14 protein-coding genes are annotated in these 15569 nt (G+C 64.8%); 11 read left to right on the top strand and 3 right to left on the bottom strand.

All coding sequences use genetic code 11. The features are described 5' to 3' along the window. Positions 1 to 31 precede the first annotated feature (31 nt). From AC1DYW_RS02580 to AC1DYW_RS02560, 5 genes are all read left to right on the top strand, one after another. Positions 32 to 1333, top strand: coding sequence for an ABC transporter substrate-binding protein (locus AC1DYW_RS02580; RefSeq protein WP_457151180.1), 1302 nt, complete (start codon positions 32 to 34; stop codon positions 1331 to 1333). Between the two features lie 218 nt (positions 1334 to 1551). Then, positions 1552 to 2433 (top strand): branched-chain amino acid ABC transporter permease, encoded by an 882-nt coding sequence (locus AC1DYW_RS02575; protein WP_457151179.1) that lies wholly within the window; start codon positions 1552 to 1554, stop codon positions 2431 to 2433. Beyond that, positions 2430 to 3392: a branched-chain amino acid ABC transporter permease gene (locus tag AC1DYW_RS02570; protein WP_477225008.1), complete on the top strand. Its 963-nt coding sequence runs from the start codon at positions 2430 to 2432 to the stop codon at positions 3390 to 3392. The genes AC1DYW_RS02575 and AC1DYW_RS02570 overlap by 4 nt, the downstream gene beginning before the upstream one ends. Continuing rightward, entirely contained in the window at positions 3389 to 4114 is a 726-nt protein-coding gene (locus tag AC1DYW_RS02565) for an ABC transporter ATP-binding protein (RefSeq protein WP_477225007.1), read from the top strand. The genes AC1DYW_RS02570 and AC1DYW_RS02565 overlap by 4 nt, the downstream gene beginning before the upstream one ends. Beyond that, positions 4111 to 4845: an ABC transporter ATP-binding protein gene (locus tag AC1DYW_RS02560; RefSeq protein WP_477225006.1), complete on the top strand. Its 735-nt coding sequence runs from the start codon at positions 4111 to 4113 to the stop codon at positions 4843 to 4845. The genes AC1DYW_RS02565 and AC1DYW_RS02560 overlap by 4 nt, the downstream gene beginning before the upstream one ends. Before the next feature lie 145 nt (positions 4846 to 4990). Here the strand turns inward: AC1DYW_RS02560 and AC1DYW_RS02555 are convergent, their stop codons facing one another. The 3 genes from AC1DYW_RS02555 to pncA form a co-directional block, all read right to left on the bottom strand. After that, positions 4991 to 5947, bottom strand: a complete 957-nt coding sequence (locus tag AC1DYW_RS02555) for an ornithine cyclodeaminase family protein (protein WP_477225005.1) — start codon at positions 5945 to 5947, stop codon at positions 4991 to 4993. Positions 5948 to 6097: 150 nt separating this feature from the next. Further along, positions 6098 to 7480, bottom strand: coding sequence for a sodium:proton antiporter (locus AC1DYW_RS02550; protein ID WP_477225564.1), 1383 nt, complete (start codon positions 7478 to 7480; stop codon positions 6098 to 6100). A gap of 70 nt (positions 7481 to 7550) precedes the next feature. Then, on the bottom strand, positions 7551 to 8165 hold the full coding sequence (gene pncA, locus AC1DYW_RS02545; RefSeq protein WP_477225004.1) for a bifunctional nicotinamidase/pyrazinamidase: 615 nt from the start codon (positions 8163 to 8165) through the stop codon (positions 7551 to 7553). 263 nt (positions 8166 to 8428) lie between these two features. Here pncA and AC1DYW_RS02540 point away from each other — a divergent pair, with 263 nt between their 5' ends. The 6 genes from AC1DYW_RS02540 to AC1DYW_RS02515 are packed head-to-tail and all read left to right on the top strand — an operon-like array spanning position 8429 to position 15553. Beyond that, positions 8429 to 9289, top strand: coding sequence for an FAD binding domain-containing protein (locus AC1DYW_RS02540; RefSeq protein ID WP_477225003.1), 861 nt, complete (start codon positions 8429 to 8431; stop codon positions 9287 to 9289). Between the two features lie 17 nt (positions 9290 to 9306). After that, a complete protein-coding gene (locus AC1DYW_RS02535; protein ID WP_477225563.1) occupies positions 9307 to 12102 on the top strand; it encodes a molybdopterin-dependent oxidoreductase in 2796 nt (931 codons plus the stop codon). Further along, positions 12099 to 13640: a 6-hydroxynicotinate reductase gene (locus tag AC1DYW_RS02530; RefSeq protein WP_477225002.1), complete on the top strand. Its 1542-nt coding sequence runs from the start codon at positions 12099 to 12101 to the stop codon at positions 13638 to 13640. Before AC1DYW_RS02535 ends, AC1DYW_RS02530 begins: the two co-directional genes overlap by 4 nt. Continuing rightward, positions 13640 to 14521, top strand: a complete 882-nt coding sequence (locus AC1DYW_RS02525) for a UPF0280 family protein (protein ID WP_477225001.1) — start codon at positions 13640 to 13642, stop codon at positions 14519 to 14521. The genes AC1DYW_RS02530 and AC1DYW_RS02525 overlap by 1 nt, the downstream gene beginning before the upstream one ends. After that, complete coding sequence (locus tag AC1DYW_RS02520; RefSeq protein ID WP_477225000.1) at positions 14514 to 15095, top strand: amino acid synthesis family protein; 582 nt, start codon at positions 14514 to 14516, stop codon at positions 15093 to 15095. The genes AC1DYW_RS02525 and AC1DYW_RS02520 overlap by 8 nt, the downstream gene beginning before the upstream one ends. Continuing rightward, on the top strand, positions 15092 to 15553 hold the full coding sequence (locus AC1DYW_RS02515) for a MarR family winged helix-turn-helix transcriptional regulator (RefSeq protein WP_095083429.1): 462 nt from the start codon (positions 15092 to 15094) through the stop codon (positions 15551 to 15553). The genes AC1DYW_RS02520 and AC1DYW_RS02515 overlap by 4 nt, the downstream gene beginning before the upstream one ends. Positions 15554 to 15569: the final 16 nt, after the last annotated feature.

Below are 15569 nucleotides of genomic sequence, written 5' to 3'. Positions count from 1 at the left end.
CTCCTAAACGCTGAACAAGGGGAACGGCATCATGGACAAGAGCAAGACCTTCGACCTCTCGAAAACCGGTCTCACCCGCCGCACGGCGCTGAAGGGGCTGGCCGCCACCGCCGGTCTGGTCACCGCGCCAGGCTTCGTCCGCTATTCCCAGGCACAGAGCTCGGCGCCGATCAAGATCGGCTTCCAGTCGCACCGCACCGGCATCGGCGCCGCCTATGGCCGCTGGTACGAGAAGACCACCGCTGCCGCCATCAAGGCGATCAACGCGGCCGGCGGCATCAACGGCCGTCAGGTCGAGGTGATCATCGAGGATGACGGCACCGATCCGGGCCGTGGCGCCGAAGTGGTCGGCAAGTTCGCCACCCAGCACAAGACCGACATCGTCTTCGGCACATTGTTCTCGCATGTCGTCATCGGCTCGGCGCCCGCCGCCGGCGAGGCCAAGATCCCCTATTTCGTCGTCAGCGAAGGCCATCATGTCGCTTCGACCAAGCTCAACCGCTATGTCTTCCAGCCCGGTATCACCGACGTGAAGAGCCAGATCCAGTCGATGGCGCCGTGGATTGCGGCCAATGCCGGCAAGAAGGTGACGCAGATCTTCCCGGATTTCGCCTTCGGCTACGACCACCGCGACTACCTGCCACCGGCGCTGAAGGCGCAAGGCGCCGACGTCATCGCGCAGATCGCCATCCCGCCGACGGAATCGTCCTTCACCAAATACTTCCCGCAGATCCCGGCCGAGACCGAGGTGATCTACCACGTCATGGTCGGCCCGGCCGTGCTCACCTTCGTCAAGGAACTTGGCGAGTTCTACGGCTCCAACCGGCCGCAGCTGTTCGGCTTCATGGATTCGCTGGAGGCCACCGACATCAACAGCCCCGGTCTCGAATTTTTGGACGGCAGCCATTTCTGGGAGGGTTCGCCGCGCTATGCGCAGGCCGACGACAGCGCCGCGCAAAAAGCCTATCGCGCCGCCGTCGGCATCGACGACAATGGCGCCGCCGTCGGCGATCCAAAGGACGTCTCCACCGCGTCGCACATGTTCGGCTGCTGGGAAACGCTCTATGTCGTCAAGAAGGCGATGGAAGACGCCGGCTACAAGGGGCCGGAAGACCGCGCCAAGCTGGTCGAGGCGACCGAGGCGCTGACCGCCTTCGCCGAAGGACCCGAGCATCCGCAGGGGCCAAAAACCTTCAACGGCAAGATCCACCAGTGCTTCGGTATCCAGAACATATCCAAGGTCGAAGGCGGCAAGCTGAAGGTCGTCCACAAGACCAAGATCGAGGACGGGCTTTACGAGGCCGAGGGGGATTACACGACGCAGGCGCTGTAGTCTTAGCTGCTCCAGCAAGCGTGAGCGCCAAGCCACCCCCCTCTGTCCTGCCGGACATCTCCCCCTCACGGGGGGAGATTGGCAGTTCGTACGAAGGCGGCCGCTTACCGGCTTTGACGGTTGGTGAAAGCAATCATTACAGCCAATCTCCCCCCTTGAGGGGGAGATGGCCGGCAGGCCAGAGGGGGGTGCACTTGGCGCCTGCCGAAGTGTAACCGATGCACTTCGGTCCCCACCTCCTCCTCGCCGCCCTCGAAGGCCTCGTCACCTCCGCCGTGCTGGCGCTGACGGCGCTTGGGCTGTCGCTGGTGTTCGGCGTCATGCGCGTCGTCAACGTCGCCCATGGCGAATTCTTCATGCTCGGCGCCGTGCTTGCCTGGGCGATCACCACGGCGATCGGCGGTCACCCGGCGCTCGGCTTCCTGGCGGCGCTGGTGATCGCGCCGCTGATCGTCGGCGCCATCGCGCTGGTTGCCGAACGGCTGGTGCTGCGCCGGCTCAACTACAATCCGGAAGCCACCATCGTCGCCACCATCGGCATGCTCTACATCATCCAGCAGCTGGCGCTGACCTTCTACGGCCCGGAGGCGCGGCCGGTGGAGCCGCCGTTCAGCTATCGCATCCTTTTGCCGTGGTTCGGCTATTCCGGCTACAAACTGTCTGTCATCGCCGCCTCCGCGCTTCTGCTGGTGGCGACATGGCTGGTGCTGACGCGCACGAAGATCGGCCTGGTCATGCGCGCCACGCAGTACGACAGCGAGACGGCGCAAGCCTTCGGCATCCCGGTCGGCCGCGTCTATGGCGGCGTCTTCGCGCTTGGCGCCATGCTGGCGGCCATCGCCGCGGTGCTGATCGTGCCGATCAGCCAGGCGCATTACCTGATGGGCCAGGATCCACTGCTCCTGTCCTTCATCGTCGTTATCATCGGTGGTCTCGGCTCGCTGCGCGGCACGGTCGTCGCCGCCGTGCTGATCGGCCTGTCCGACGGCATCATCTCGGTGTTCTTCTCGCCGACGCTGGCCAAGATCATCGCCACGTTGCTGGTCGCCATGGTGCTGGTGTTCCGGCCCCAAGGCCTGTTCGGGACGGCGTCGCGATGAGCGAAGCTTCGCCGGCAAAGGCCTACGGCCTGCATCTCGGCGTTATCGCGCTGCTTTTCGTGCTGAGCTTCCTTTTGCCGGAGTACTATCACGGCCTGCTCGCTCGCATCATGGTGCTGGCGGTCTTCGCCATGGGTTACAACATACTGTTCGGCTATGTCGGCCTGCTCAGCCTCGGCCACGCCATGTTCTTTTCCGCCGGGCTCTACGGTGCCGGCCTTGCCGTCATCCAGCTTGGCTGGAACGTGCCGGCGGCATTCGCCGCGGGCCTCGGCTGCGGTGTCGTTCTTTCCCTGGTGATCGGGCTGCTGGCGCTGCGCACGTCAGGCGTCGCCTTCATGATCGTCACCATGATGTTCGCGCAGGTGTTCTATCTCATCATCCTCTACTTCTCGTCATGGACCGGCGGCGACCAGGGCATGGTCGTGCCGCAGCCGGCGCGGGTGCTTGCTTTCGGCGCCACATCGCTCGATCTCACCAACCCGACCGTGCGCTACATGAGCGCGCTCGGCTTGTTCTCGCTGGTGCTGCTGATCACGCTTGCCATCGTCCGCTCCAGATATGGCCGCGTGCTGGTCGCCATCCGCGAGAACGAGGAACGGACGAAGATGCTGGGCTACGACACCTTCTCCAACAAGCTCGCCGCCGTCGTCATCTCCGGCATCGTCTGCGCTGCCTCGGGTGCTGCCTATGCGCTGCTGTTCGGCTATGTCGGCTCGAGCTTCGCTTCGGTGCAGTATTCCATCCTGCCGCTGCTGTGGGTGTTGCTCGGCGGCGCCGCCACGACGCTTGGGCCGCTGATCGGCACGCTGTTCATGTACTATGTCATCGACATCACCAGCGGCTACACCTCGGCCTATCTGCTGATCGTCGGCATCGCGCTCATCCTGCTGGTGCTGTTTTTCCCCAAGGGCATTCTCGGCAGCATGCGGCAGCGCTGGCTCGGGTGGCTGCCGTGACGCCGCTTTTGACCACCAAGGGCCTGTCGCGCAACTTCGGTGGCCTGCGCGCCGTCGACAGTGTCGATTTCACCTTGATGCCCGGCGAGATCCGCGCCGTCATCGGCCCGAACGGGGCGGGGAAGACCACCTTCGTCAGCCTGGTCAGCGGCCGCATCCAGCCGTCGTCAGGCATGATCGTCTTCGATGGCGCCGACATCACCGGCCTGCCGGCCTATGTCCGGGTCCGCCAGGGCATTGCCTACACGTTCCAGATCACCAGCGTGTTCGCCAACCTCACCGCCTACGACAATGTCGCATTGCCGGTACAGCGCACACTGAGCGATGGCCGCTCGAAGGGCGCGGTGCGTGCCGGCGTCATGGCGGCGCTCGAACGCACCGGCCTAGCCGACCGCGCCCACATGCCGGCCGGACAATTGTCCTATGGCCACCAGCGCCTGCTGGAAGTGGCGATGGGCCTGGCGCTGAAGCCGCGCCTGCTGATCCTCGACGAGCCGACGCAGGGCCTGGCCGACAGCGAGATCGACAATTTCATCACCCTGGTGCGCGAGATCGCTGCGAGTGCCACCGTGCTCCTGATCGAACACAACATGCCCGTCGTCATGCAGTTGGCCGACCGCATCACCGTCTTCAATGCCGGCAAGATCCTCGCCGAAGGCACGCCCGAGGCGATCCGCGAGAACGCGGCTGTTCAAGAAGCCTATCTGGGGACCGCCCCATGACCGAAACGACCAAGACGCGGACAAAGACCGAAGCGTTGGTGGTCTCGGGGCTGGACTGCTTCTATGGCGAGGTTCAGGTGCTCTACGGCCTCGATCTCGTGCTGAACAAGGGCGAGGTGCTCTGCCTGTTCGGCCGCAACGGCGCCGGCAAGACGACGACGCTGAAGGCCATCATGGGACTGGTCCCCTCACGAGCCGGCTCGATAAACCTCGGTGGCCAGGAATTGACCGGTCTGCCGGCGCATGAGGTGCCGAAGGCCGGCGTCGCCTATGTGCCGCAGGGAAGGCGGCTGTTCGCCGAAATGACGGTCGCTGAAAACATCGAGATCGGCCTGATGGCGCGCAGCAAGGGCAAGGCGACGCGCGAAGCCGTGCTCGACCTCTTCCCGCTGCTGCGCCAGCGGCTGCGGCAACGCTCGGGCACCTTGTCCGGCGGCGAGCAGCAGATGCTGGCGATGGCGCGCGCGCTTTGTCTCGAACCAGAGGTGCTGCTGCTCGACGAGCCGACCGAAGGGCTGATGCCGTCGATGATCGCCAAGATCCGCGAGACGGTGTCGAAACTGCGCGACATGGGGGTGTCCACGATCCTCGTCGAACAGCGGGTCGATGCGGTGCTGTCGGTTGCCGACCGTGTATGCTTCATCGAGAACGGCCGCAACCGCGAGACGGCCGATGTCGAAGAGCTGCGCGCCGACCCGTCGGCGGTGCGTCGCTATGTGGGGGTCGGGTGAGGCAGGTAACGGTCGAGCGCTAGAGCGGTTCACCGCTTCACCGGAAACGCCGAACCGCTCTATCTGTTTGTTTTGGCGCAATTCCCTCAGGGAAAGCGCTACGCCCTTTTCCCGGGAAATCCGTTTCACACTTTTCCTGGAATTGCTAAGCTTCCAGCGCGCCGATCGCTTTCGCGCGCACAAATGCCAGGCCGGCTATTGCGAGATCGCCGACCGCCATGCCGCGGAACGCGAAAGCTGTTCGCTCACTCGCGCTTTGACGACCTGGCACGTCGCCGCTCACCAAACCCGTCAAGTCACCGGCAACGAGTTCGGGCCTGACCATCGGTTTGCTCATCTGCGCCTCTTGCACCAGATCGTCTATGGCGATGCGATCGAACGCAACCATGGTTTCAGCAAGCCAAGGCAGAGCCAGATCGGTCATGGTCGCGAACACTCCAGCCTTCAGCCAACGCGCATCCAGAAATGGAACGGGCTCGGGCACCAAAGTGACTGTTGTCACCACGATATCAGCAGATTCGACCGCCGCTTTGGCAGTATCACTCCGTACCGCAGTTAGACCGCGCGTCTCAGCTACCTGGCACAGTGAGTCACGACTGCCTTTGCCTCGACTAAAGGCGCGAATCTCTTGCAACGGAAAAAGATCGGCCAGAGCCTCTAGATGAGCGCGCGCCTGAACACCGCACCCGATAAACGCGACGCACGCCGAGCCCGCTCGGGCCAGACGCTTGGCCGCCACACAGCTTAGACCGGCCGTCCGCTTCGAAGTCACCCAATTGCCGTCGACCACAGCAAGCGGCAATCCCGTCTCAGCGTCGAGAAGAGTGACCAGCGAGTTAAGGGTTGCAAGTCCCCGCTCGTGGTTACGGGGATTGACCACCAGCGACTTGGTGGCCAGCACCCGGGGCTCGGTCGCGACGGCGAGAGTCGCCATGATGTAGCGGTCGTCGCCTGGCAGCACCACCGCCTTGGGCGCACACCATACTTCGCCTCGCCTCTGACCGATGATCTGCCGCTCGATTTCGTCGACCACGTCGGATGTCGAAATCGCCAGGCCGTCCAAGAATCCGGCTGACAGATAGGGCAGCTTCTCGATGGTCATTGTCGCCCCCGACCTAACCCTGCACCTCCTCGACAATAGCAGAAATTGCGGGCCCCGCATACGCATGCTCCATCGCCATCGAGCCACTCTATGCCAGCGGCTGCCGGAGGTTCCGGCTTCAACGCCAAGGGCGCCGAATCGAGTCTAGGCTCAACGGAAGAACACAAAACCCGCGATCAAAAAGGTCGGGATCAGCACCAGCCCGGACCACAGCATGTAGCCGAAGAAGCCCGGCATCTTCACGTCGCGATGCCTGGCGATGGCATAGACCATGAAGTTGGGCGCATTGCCGATATAGGTGTTGGCGCCCATGAACACGGCGCCCGCCGAGATTGCCGCCAGGGTCGAGGCAAACTCCGTCATCAGATGCCGAGGGTCGCCGCCTGCGAGTTCGAAGAACACCAGATAGGTCGGTGCATTGTCGAGGAACGACGACAGCGCCCCGGTCAGCCAGAAATAGGCGAGATCGTTGGGCTGGCCGGAGGGGGAACTGACAAGTGCCACCAGCGGCGCCAGAGCGCCGTCATGACTTGCCCTGAGGATGGCGATGACCGGCACGATGCAGATGAAGATGCCGGCAAACAATTTCGCCACCTCTGCTATCGGCCCCCAGTTGAAGCCGTTCGCTTCGCGGTGGCTCTTGTACGAGAGGGGAAGCGACAGCAAGGCCAGCGCCAGGTTGATGGCGTCGCGCACCAGATTCTGCAGCTCGAGGCTCACGCCCAACACGGAAAAGCTCACGCCCGGCTTCCAGGCCGCCGACAGCAGGATCGCACCGATCACACCTGCCAGCAGCGGAAGGTTGGCCATGCCGCGCAGGCGTACCTTCGTATCCGGCGTCGGATCCCTGGTCTTCGGTGTACCGTTTTCGCGCCGGTGCAGGATGATGTCGATGCCCAGGAAGACGGCCAGCACGACGCCGCCGACGAACAGCGTCTCGCGCCAGAGATTGGCGGTGACCCAGAAAAAGTCGACGCCGCGCAGGAAACCGACGAACAGCGGCGGGTCGCCGAGCGGCGTCAGCGAGCCGCCGATGTTGGCAACCAGGAAAATGAAAAAGATGACGACATGGGCGTTGAACGGCCTGGCGTCATTGGCGCGCAGGATCGGCCGGATCAGGACCATCGAGGCGCCGGTCGTGCCGATCACCGAGGCCAGGATCGCGCCAGCCAGCAGCAGCCCGGCATTGACCAGCGGCGTCCCGTGAATGTTGCCGGCAAGCAGGATGCCGCCCGAAATCGTGTAGAGCGCGAACAAAAGGATGATGAAGGACATGTATTCCGCAAGCAGCGCATGCAGCACCGCCTCGGTCGCACTCGGAATGCCGAAGGCCAAAGCCAGCGGCACGATCACCAGCGCCGCCCACAGCGCGGTGATCTTGCCATAGTGATGCTCCCATATGTGATGGAAGAGCAAAGGCCCGGTGGCGATCGACAAAAGCAGGCCGGCAAAGGGCAGCGCCCACCACAGCGACATCGCGGCGCCGGGCAGCACGTGTTCCTCAGCTGCCAAGGCCTGGCCTGGAAACAGCATTGCGAGAGCGATCACAGGGCCCGCTCCTGTCGCAATCCGCAAAAAGCCCCTCTTGCGCCCCACGTTCAGTTCAATCCAAGACGTGGTCTTCAAGCGTCACGCCGGCATCGCGCATGCGGTGCAACATTGTCTCGAGCGAACCGTTGAGATCGATGCCACGACAGGCATCGAGCCGTACGGTGGCTTTGAAACCTTGGCTGATGGCGTCCAGCGCCGAAAAGGCGACGCAGAAATCGGTCGCCAGCCCGACCAGGGTCAGCGTGTCGATGCCGCGTTCCCTGAGATAGCCGGCAAGGCCGGTCGGCGTCGTCCGGTCGTTCTCGAAGAAGGCCGAGTAGCTGTCGATGGCAGGCCGAAACCCCTTGCGGACGACGAGCTCCGCCTTGGTCCAGGCGAGGCCGGAGTGGAAATCCGAGCCCAGGCTGCCCTGGATGCAGTGGTCCGGCCACAAAGTCTGCGGGCCGTAGGGCATGTCGATCATCGTGAAGGGTTGCGAACCCGGATGGCTTGAGGCGAAACTCGAATGGCCGGCGGGATGCCAGTCCTGCGTCAGCACGACGTGATCGGCGTGCCGGATCAGGTCATTGACCAGCGGCACGATCTCGTCGCCGCCGGCAACCGCCAACGCGCCGCCCGGACAAAAATCGTTCTGCAGGTCGATGACAACAAGCGCTTCGTCGGCCATGGGGCTTTCCTCTTCTGTATGCAGGCTCCAGTGGAAAATGCCGCTGACGCGACCGGAGGCAGAAACTCGACCAGATGGCCGGCGGCGTCAACCTCTCAAGGCATAACAAATGCGTGCCGGACGAGCTGCCAAAAACTCTGGCTTTGACAATTCCTACGGTCTTGATATCATTTGCATACGAATGAATTTCGCCCGGCATCGATGCTGGCATGGTCTTTCGAAAATACCGGTTTCTGGAAGGCCTCTTTTCTGGAAGGCAAAGCGTGATCCGTTACGCCAAACCCACCTCGGTCGACGAAGCGCTCGCTTTGCTTGGCGAGAGCGCCTGGCGGATCCTTGCCGGCGGCACCGATTTCTATCCGGCGCAAGGCAGCAAACCCTTCCGCGACAATGTTCTCGACATCAATGGCCTGGCCGCGCTGCGCGGCATTGCCGAGACGGATGACCAGTTCGTCATCGGTGCGCGCACGACCTGGACCGACATCATCCGCCACCCCTTGCCGCCGGCCTTCGATGCGCTGAAACAGGCGGGGCGCGAGGTCGGCTCGGCTCAGATCCAGAACGTCGCCTCGGTCGCCGGCAATCTCTGCAACGCCTCGCCGGCCGCCGACGGCGCGCCGGCGCTGCTCGTCCTCGATGCCGAAGTCGAACTGCGGTCGGCGACAACGACACGTTGTGTGCCGCTGCAGGACTTCATTCTCGGCAATCGTCGCACTGCCCTGCAGCCCGGCGAGTTGGTCACGGCCATCCGCGTGCCGAAACCTGCTGCCGGCACGTCGGCTTTCGTCAAGCTCGGCGCGCGGCGCTATCTCGTCATTTCGATCGCCATGGTGGCGGCGCGTCTGGTGGTTGACAACGGCATTGTCGTGGAAGCGGCGGTTGCCGCCGGCTCCTGCTCGGTGGTGGCCAAGCGCCTATCCGGCGTCGAAGCCGCCTTGCGCGGCCTGCCCGCCGGCCAGGCGCTCGCCAATGCGGTCCTGGCCGCGCCGATGGCTGAGCTGTCGCCGATCGCCGATGTGCGCGGCAGCGCCGAATACCGGCTTGATGCGGTGCGCGAGATCGCTGCCCGCGCCGTGCTCATGGCCTGTGGGCTGATGAACGACCCGGAGGTGGTGGCGGCATGAGCCAGGTCTCGCCTGAAATGCGCGAAGCCCTGCCAGATCTCGGCGGCGTTCAGCCTCGCCTCGGCCCTGAGCGAGCCGACATCGCCTTCGAGGTGAATGGCGCAGCCATCTCGGTCAACGTGCCGCCGCTGCGTCGGCTGTCCTCGGTGCTGCGCGACGAACTGCTTTTGACCGGCACCAAGGTCGGCTGTGACGCCGGCGACTGCGGCGCCTGCACGGTGCTGGTCGACGGTGATCCGGTTTGCGCCTGCCTGATGTCGGCGGCTTCCGCGGCGGGAACGGCTGTGACAACCGTCGAAGGGCTCGCCAATGGCCGGCTGTCGGCGCTGCAGGCCTCGTTCCTCGACCATGGCGCGGCACAGTGCGGCATCTGCACGCCGGCCCTGCTTGTTGCGGCCACGGCATTGCTGGACAAAAAGCCCAAACCGACCGAAACCGAGGTCCAGGACGCGCTGGGCGGCATCCTCTGCCGCTGCACCGGCTACCGGAAAATCATCGCAGCGGTGATGGATGCCTCCCTGCAGGAAGGGAGCCTCGATTTCCGCTTGCCGCGATCGGGCCATGCTGTGGGCTCTTCGCCCGTCCGGCTCGACGGCGTGCCGAAGGTCACCGGCGGTGAAAAATTCGGCGGCGATTCCTTCCCCGCCGATGCATTGGCCGTGCTGGTGGTGCGCTCGCCGCATTATCATGCCAGCTTTGCCTTCGGCGACCTCGACGGCTGGGTGAAGGCGCATTCCGGCATCGCCGGTGTCTTCACCGCCGCCGACATTGCGGGCAAGAACTGCTTCGGCGTCATCGGCCCGTTCGCCGACCAGCCGGCGCTGGCAGAGGGTTTCGCGCGCCTTCGGGGCGAGGCGGTGGCGCTGGTCGCCGGCGAGCGCGAGGCCATCCTCGATCTCGACCTGTTGGATTTTCCGGTTCGCTGGAGCGAGCTGCCGCATCTCCTGGAGCCTTGCGAGGCGCAGGCCAGCGGCGCCAGGCTGATCCACGACAATCGCCCGGCGAACCTGCTCACCGCCGGCTTTGTCGAGCGCGGCGATCCCGAGGCGGCACTTACCGGCGCTGCCATCACCGTGTCCGGCACCATCGACACCTCCTATGTCGAGCACGCCTACATCGAGCCGGAAGCCGGCTATGCATATATGGATGGCGACACGCTGGTCGTCGTCGCCTGCACCCAGGCGCCCTATATGGACCGCGACGAGACCGCGAAGGTGCTCGGCCTTACCGTCGACAAGGTGCGCATCGTGCCGACCGCGACCGGTGGCGGCTTCGGCTCCAAGCTCGACGTTTCGCTGCAGCCGCTGATCGGCCTTGTGGCGCTGAAGACCGGTCGGCCGGCGGCGCTCGCCTATACCCGCAACGAATCGATGATATCGACCACCAAGCGCCATCCGGCCGAGATGAAGGCGACCATCGGCACCGATGCCGACGGCCATGTCACCGCCATGATCTTTGCCGGCGACTTCAACACCGGCGCCTATGCCAGCTGGGGGCCGACTGTCGCAAACCGCGTGCCGGTGCACGCCTCCGGCCCGTATGCGACACCGAACTATCGCGCCGAGGGCCGCGCCATTCACACCCATGGGCCGATCTCCGGCGCCTTCCGCGGCTTCGGCGTGCCGCAAGCGACGATCATGCAGGAGACGCTCTATGACGAGCTGGCCGACAAGTTGGGCATCGACCGGCTCGAATTTCGCTTGAAAAACTGCCTTCGGAACGGCTCCGAAACGGTTACCGGACAGCGGCTGGAGTCCGGAGTCGGCATTGCCGAATGCCTGGAATCGTTGCAGCCGCATTGGGCGCGGGCGAAGGCCGATGCGGTCGCGTTCAACGATACCAACAGGGATAGAAAGCGCGGCGTTGGCGTGGCTTCCTGCTGGTATGGCTGCGGCAACACCTCGCTGCCCAACCCGTCGACCATCCGCGTCGGCATCGCGGCTTCAGGCGACATCATCCTGCATCAGGGCGCGGTCGATATAGGCCAGGGCTCGAACACGGTCATCCCCCAGATCTGCGCCGACGCGCTCGGCCTGCCGTTGGAAAAATTCCGGCTGAAAAGCGCCGATACCGCCATCAGCCCCGATGCCGGCAAGACATCGGCCTCGCGCCAGACTTTCGTGACCGGCAAGGCGGCCGAAAAGGCGGGCCGTGCCTTGCGCGAAAGGATCCTGCGCTTTGCCAACGTCTCTGAGAAAGCATCGCTGCGACTGGACGGCCCGGCGATCATCATCCGCGAGGGCGAGGCCACGCGCCACATCGATCTTGCCGCTCTCGACATGGATGCCGATGGCTTCGTCTTTCGCGCCGAGGAAAGCTACGACCCGCCGACACTGCCGCTCGACGCCAAGGGCCAGGGCAAGCCCTATGCGGTTTATGGCTACGGTGCGCAGATCGCCGAACTCGAAGTCGATCTCAAGCTCGGCACGGTCAAGCTGATCAAGATCACCGCGGCGCACGACGTCGGCAAGGCGATCAACCCGCTGCTGGTCGAGGGCCAGATCGAAGGCGGCATCGCGCAAGGCATCGGCATGGCGCTGATGGAAGAGTATATCCCCGGCCGCACCGAGAATCTGCACGACTACCTCATTCCGACCATTGGCGACGTGCCGCCGATCGAGACCATCCTGATCGAGGTCCCCGATCCCGAAGGACCGTTCGGCGCTAAGGGCCTGGGCGAGCATGTGCTGATCCCGACGGCGCCGGCGATCCTCAACGCCATCCGCCACGCCACCGGCGTTCTGGTCACCAAGGTTCCGGCGACGCCGACGCGCATCCGCGCCGCCATTCGCGAAAAGGAGGCACGTCCATGAGCGAGCTTGCCGAACGTTTCGAAACCCACGATCCCGGCGAAAAGCAGATGGCGGAGAAGATCCGCTGCGATGCCTGTCCGGTCATGTGCTACATCGCCGATGGCCGTACCGGCGCCTGCGACCGCTACGGCAATATCGGCGGCAGGATCGTGCGCATGGATCCGCTGACCATCCTCGACCATGCGGCCGAGACCGGCGCGGCAATGGTGCCGTTCATCGCCGAGGGCGAGGCATGGGACGGCGAGCTGGTCAACACCGGCCGCCGCTTCGTCACCGCCATCGGTGCGGGCACCACCTATCCCGATTACAAGCCGGCGCCGTTCATCGTCAGCCAGCAAGTCGAAGGCGTCGATCTCGTCACTGTCGTTACCGAGGGCATCTTCTCCTACTGCGGCGTCAAGGTGAAGATCGACACCGACCGTCATATCGGGCCCGAAACGGCTACAGTGCGATCGCAAGGCGAAGCGATCGGCCATGTCACGACGGGCGAATATGGCTCGCAGATGCTGTCCCTGGGCGGCGTGCATCACCTGACCGGCGGCTCGAAGTCGGAAGGCCGGGCCACTTGCGACGCAATGCTCCATCTGTGCAACCGCAAGCCAGTGGAGCTCAGCATCGACGGCGGTGCCACCGTCATCGTCGAAGCCGGCAAACCACCGGTTATCGACGGCAAACAGGAACACCGCATGCGTGTCGGCTGCGGCTCGGCCACCATCGGCATGTTCGCCACGCAATGGCGCGGGCTGGTCGACGAGGTGGTGGTGGTCGACGACCACATCACCGGCGTCGTGTCCGAGCATCAGGCCGGCAAGGTGCTGGGCTGGCAGGACACGGGCATAAAAATCATCGGCCGCCGCTCGACGCCGGGCCGCTATTTCAAGGTGTCCGATCCCGGCCTTGGCTGGGGCGGCACCAGCATATCCGACCCGCTGTCGATCCTCGGCGAGTGGAACGCCAAGAAGGGCGCGCGGCCGGGCCTGTCGCTGCTGATGGTTTCGACCACCGGCGAGCAGTTTGCCTACTACGAACTCGATGACGACTTGAAACCAGTACAGAAACCCTTCCCGGAGCGGCTGCAAAAGTCAGTCGGGCTGATCGAGGACAATTGCGAGCCGGCGCTGTGCACCGTGCTGTTCATCGGCGGCGCCGGCGGCTCGCTGCGCGCCGGCGTCACCGAAAACCCGGTCAATCTCACCCGTTCCGTGCAAGGCCTGAGCACCTATGTGACGGTCGGCGGCGCGCCGGTCTATGTCTGGCCGGGCGGCGGCATCACGCTGATGGTCGATGTCACGCGGGTGCCGGAAGGCGCCTTCGGCTATGTGCCGACCCCGGCGTTGGTGGCGCCGATCGAATTCACGCTGCGCCGCGACGACTATGTCAGGCTCGGCGGCTACGAGGCCGAAATCCGCAGCGTCGAGGATATCGTCGCCAATGGCGGTGAGTATCTCAATCCGCGCCGGGGTACGGGTGCCGCGGCCGGCAATCCATGGCCGCCGTTGGCACAATTGCACCGTGCGCCCCCCAACGGGGCCGGGTGATGTCCGGTCCGCAAGCGCATTGGCTGCAGGACGGCAAGCGGCTGCATCTGAACCACGGGCCGATCGACCTGATCGTCGAGGCCTTTGGCGAGGCGCAGGAGTGCCGCCGGGCCTATGAGCAGGCGGTGGCGCGTTTCCAGACCATCTTGCCGGAGCTGGTCGAGGAATTGCCTGAATTGCGCCAGCCGGCCACGAGCCGACCGCGCGCTTTCGCCGGTTCGACAGCGCAGCGCATGGAAGCGGCCGTCGTGCCCCTAGCGAAAGATTTCATCACGCCGATGGCCGCCGTCGCCGGTTCGGTAGCCGACGAAATTCTCGGAGCGATGCTTGCCGGCCGGAAACTCGACCGCGCCTATGTCAACAATGGCGGTGACAGCGCCCTCCATCTCGGCGCCGGCCAGTCGATGACGCTTGCCATCGCCGGCACCGGCCACGGTCTGGCCGACCGCATCGTCATCCGTGCTGGCGATGGCGTTCGCGGCGTCGCCACAAGCGGGTGGCGCGGGCGCTCGTTTTCGCTTGGCATCGCCGATGCCGTCACCGTGCTGGCGCGGTCAGGGCCCCAAGCCGATGCCGCCGCGACGCTGATTGCCAATGCCGTCGACCTGCCCGGCCATCCGGCCATCCGACGCGTACCGGCGCGCGACCTGGCGCCGGACAGCGACCTTGGCGACCGGCTGGTGACGCAAGAGGTCAACCGGCTTTCTTCAGGGGAAATCGCCACGGCGCTGGACGGCGGACTTGCCGTCGCCGAAGATTTCCGCCGCAGGGGATTGATCACCGCATCGGCGCTGTTTCTTGCCGGCCAGACCCGCATCAGTGGTTCCATGGCGCTTGCCGCGCCCGACAAAAGTCCAGGGAAGGAAGTTGCCCATGCCTGAGTTTCCGATCCGCAAGATCGCGGTTCTGACCGAAGAGATCTTCCACGAGGGCGGGCCGGTGGCCAAGGTGCCGCGCCGGCGCGCCGCCGCCATGGCGCTAGTCAAGAACCCGTTCGCCGGGCGCTATGTCGAGGAGTTGCAGAACGCCATGGACGATCTGAAGCCGCTCGGCCTGCTGCTGGCCGACCGGCTGATCGCGGCGCTCGGCGACGTGAAACAGATCGACGGCTATGGCAAGGGCGCCATCGTCGGCTCCGCCGGCGAACTCGAACACGGCGCGCTGTGGCATGTGCCTGGCGGATACGCCATGCGCGAGCGGCTCGGCGACGCCAAGGCGATCGTGCCGTCGGCAAAGAAGGTCGGTGCCTTCGGCTCCAGGCTCGACGTGCCGCTCGGCCACATCAACGCCGCCTATGTGCGCAGCCATTTCGACGCCATGGAAGTCGGCATCAGCGACGGCCCGCGCCCCGACGAGATCCTGTTCTGCCTGGCCATGACCTGCGGCCCACGCGTCCACGACCGCATGGGCGGCCTGGCAGCCGGGGATATCAAGGCCTGGGACGGGTTGCGGTGAGCGCCGAGGACAATCTGCTGAAGCTGGTCGAGGCCGAAGAGCCTGATGAAAACGACTATCGCTTGCAGGAGCAGGTCGGTTTCATCCTGCGCAAGGCGCATCAGCGCCATGTCTCGATCTTCGCCGCCCATATCGCCGATCTGACGCCGCCGCAATTCGCGGCGCTGGCCAAGCTGCGCGATGTCGGCGAGACCTCGCAGAACCAGCTCGGCACGCTGATCGCCATGGACGCGGCGACGGTGAAGGGTGTCATCGACCGGCTGAAAGCGCGCGGCCTGGTCGATCTCTCCAAGCATGAGGTCGACAAAAGGCGGCTGCTGGTCAATTTGACCGCGGAAGGCCGCGACGCGGTCGAACGCCTGATCCCGCTTGCCCGCGACATCACCCAGGAAACACTGGCGCCGCTCTCGGCCAAGGAGATCGCCACATTCATGAAGCTGCTAGCGAAACTGGCCTGAGGCTCGACAGGCCCGA

The organism is Mesorhizobium sp. P2_D5 (genome assembly GCF_056404355.1).
This window is presented reverse-complemented; position numbering and strand designations above follow the sequence as displayed.

What these genes read in the sequence shown, in the direction of transcription:
- AC1DYW_RS02575 (WP_457151179.1), top strand. Translation starts at nt 1,552, where the DNA reads ATGCACTTCGGTCCCCACCTCCTCCTCGCCGCCCTCGAAGGCCTCGTC.
- AC1DYW_RS02560 (WP_477225006.1), top strand. Translation starts at nt 4,111, where the DNA reads ATGACCGAAACGACCAAGACGCGGACAAAGACCGAAGCGTTGGTGGTC.
- AC1DYW_RS02520 (WP_477225000.1), top strand. Translation starts at nt 14,514, where the DNA reads ATGCCTGAGTTTCCGATCCGCAAGATCGCGGTTCTGACCGAAGAGATC.
- AC1DYW_RS02535 (WP_477225563.1), top strand. Translation starts at nt 9,307, where the DNA reads ATGCGCGAAGCCCTGCCAGATCTCGGCGGCGTTCAGCCTCGCCTCGGC.
- AC1DYW_RS02525 (WP_477225001.1), top strand. Translation starts at nt 13,640, where the DNA reads ATGTCCGGTCCGCAAGCGCATTGGCTGCAGGACGGCAAGCGGCTGCAT.
- AC1DYW_RS02550 (WP_477225564.1), bottom strand. Translation starts at nt 7,480, where the DNA reads ATGCTGTTTCCAGGCCAGGCCTTGGCAGCTGAGGAACACGTGCTGCCC.
- AC1DYW_RS02580 (WP_457151180.1), top strand. Translation starts at nt 32, where the DNA reads ATGGACAAGAGCAAGACCTTCGACCTCTCGAAAACCGGTCTCACCCGC.
- AC1DYW_RS02555 (WP_477225005.1), bottom strand. Translation starts at nt 5,947, where the DNA reads ATGACCATCGAGAAGCTGCCCTATCTGTCAGCCGGATTCTTGGACGGC.
- pncA (WP_477225004.1), bottom strand. Translation starts at nt 8,165, where the DNA reads ATGGCCGACGAAGCGCTTGTTGTCATCGACCTGCAGAACGATTTTTGT.
- AC1DYW_RS02530 (WP_477225002.1), top strand. Translation starts at nt 12,099, where the DNA reads ATGAGCGAGCTTGCCGAACGTTTCGAAACCCACGATCCCGGCGAAAAG.
- AC1DYW_RS02570 (WP_477225008.1), top strand. Translation starts at nt 2,430, where the DNA reads ATGAGCGAAGCTTCGCCGGCAAAGGCCTACGGCCTGCATCTCGGCGTT.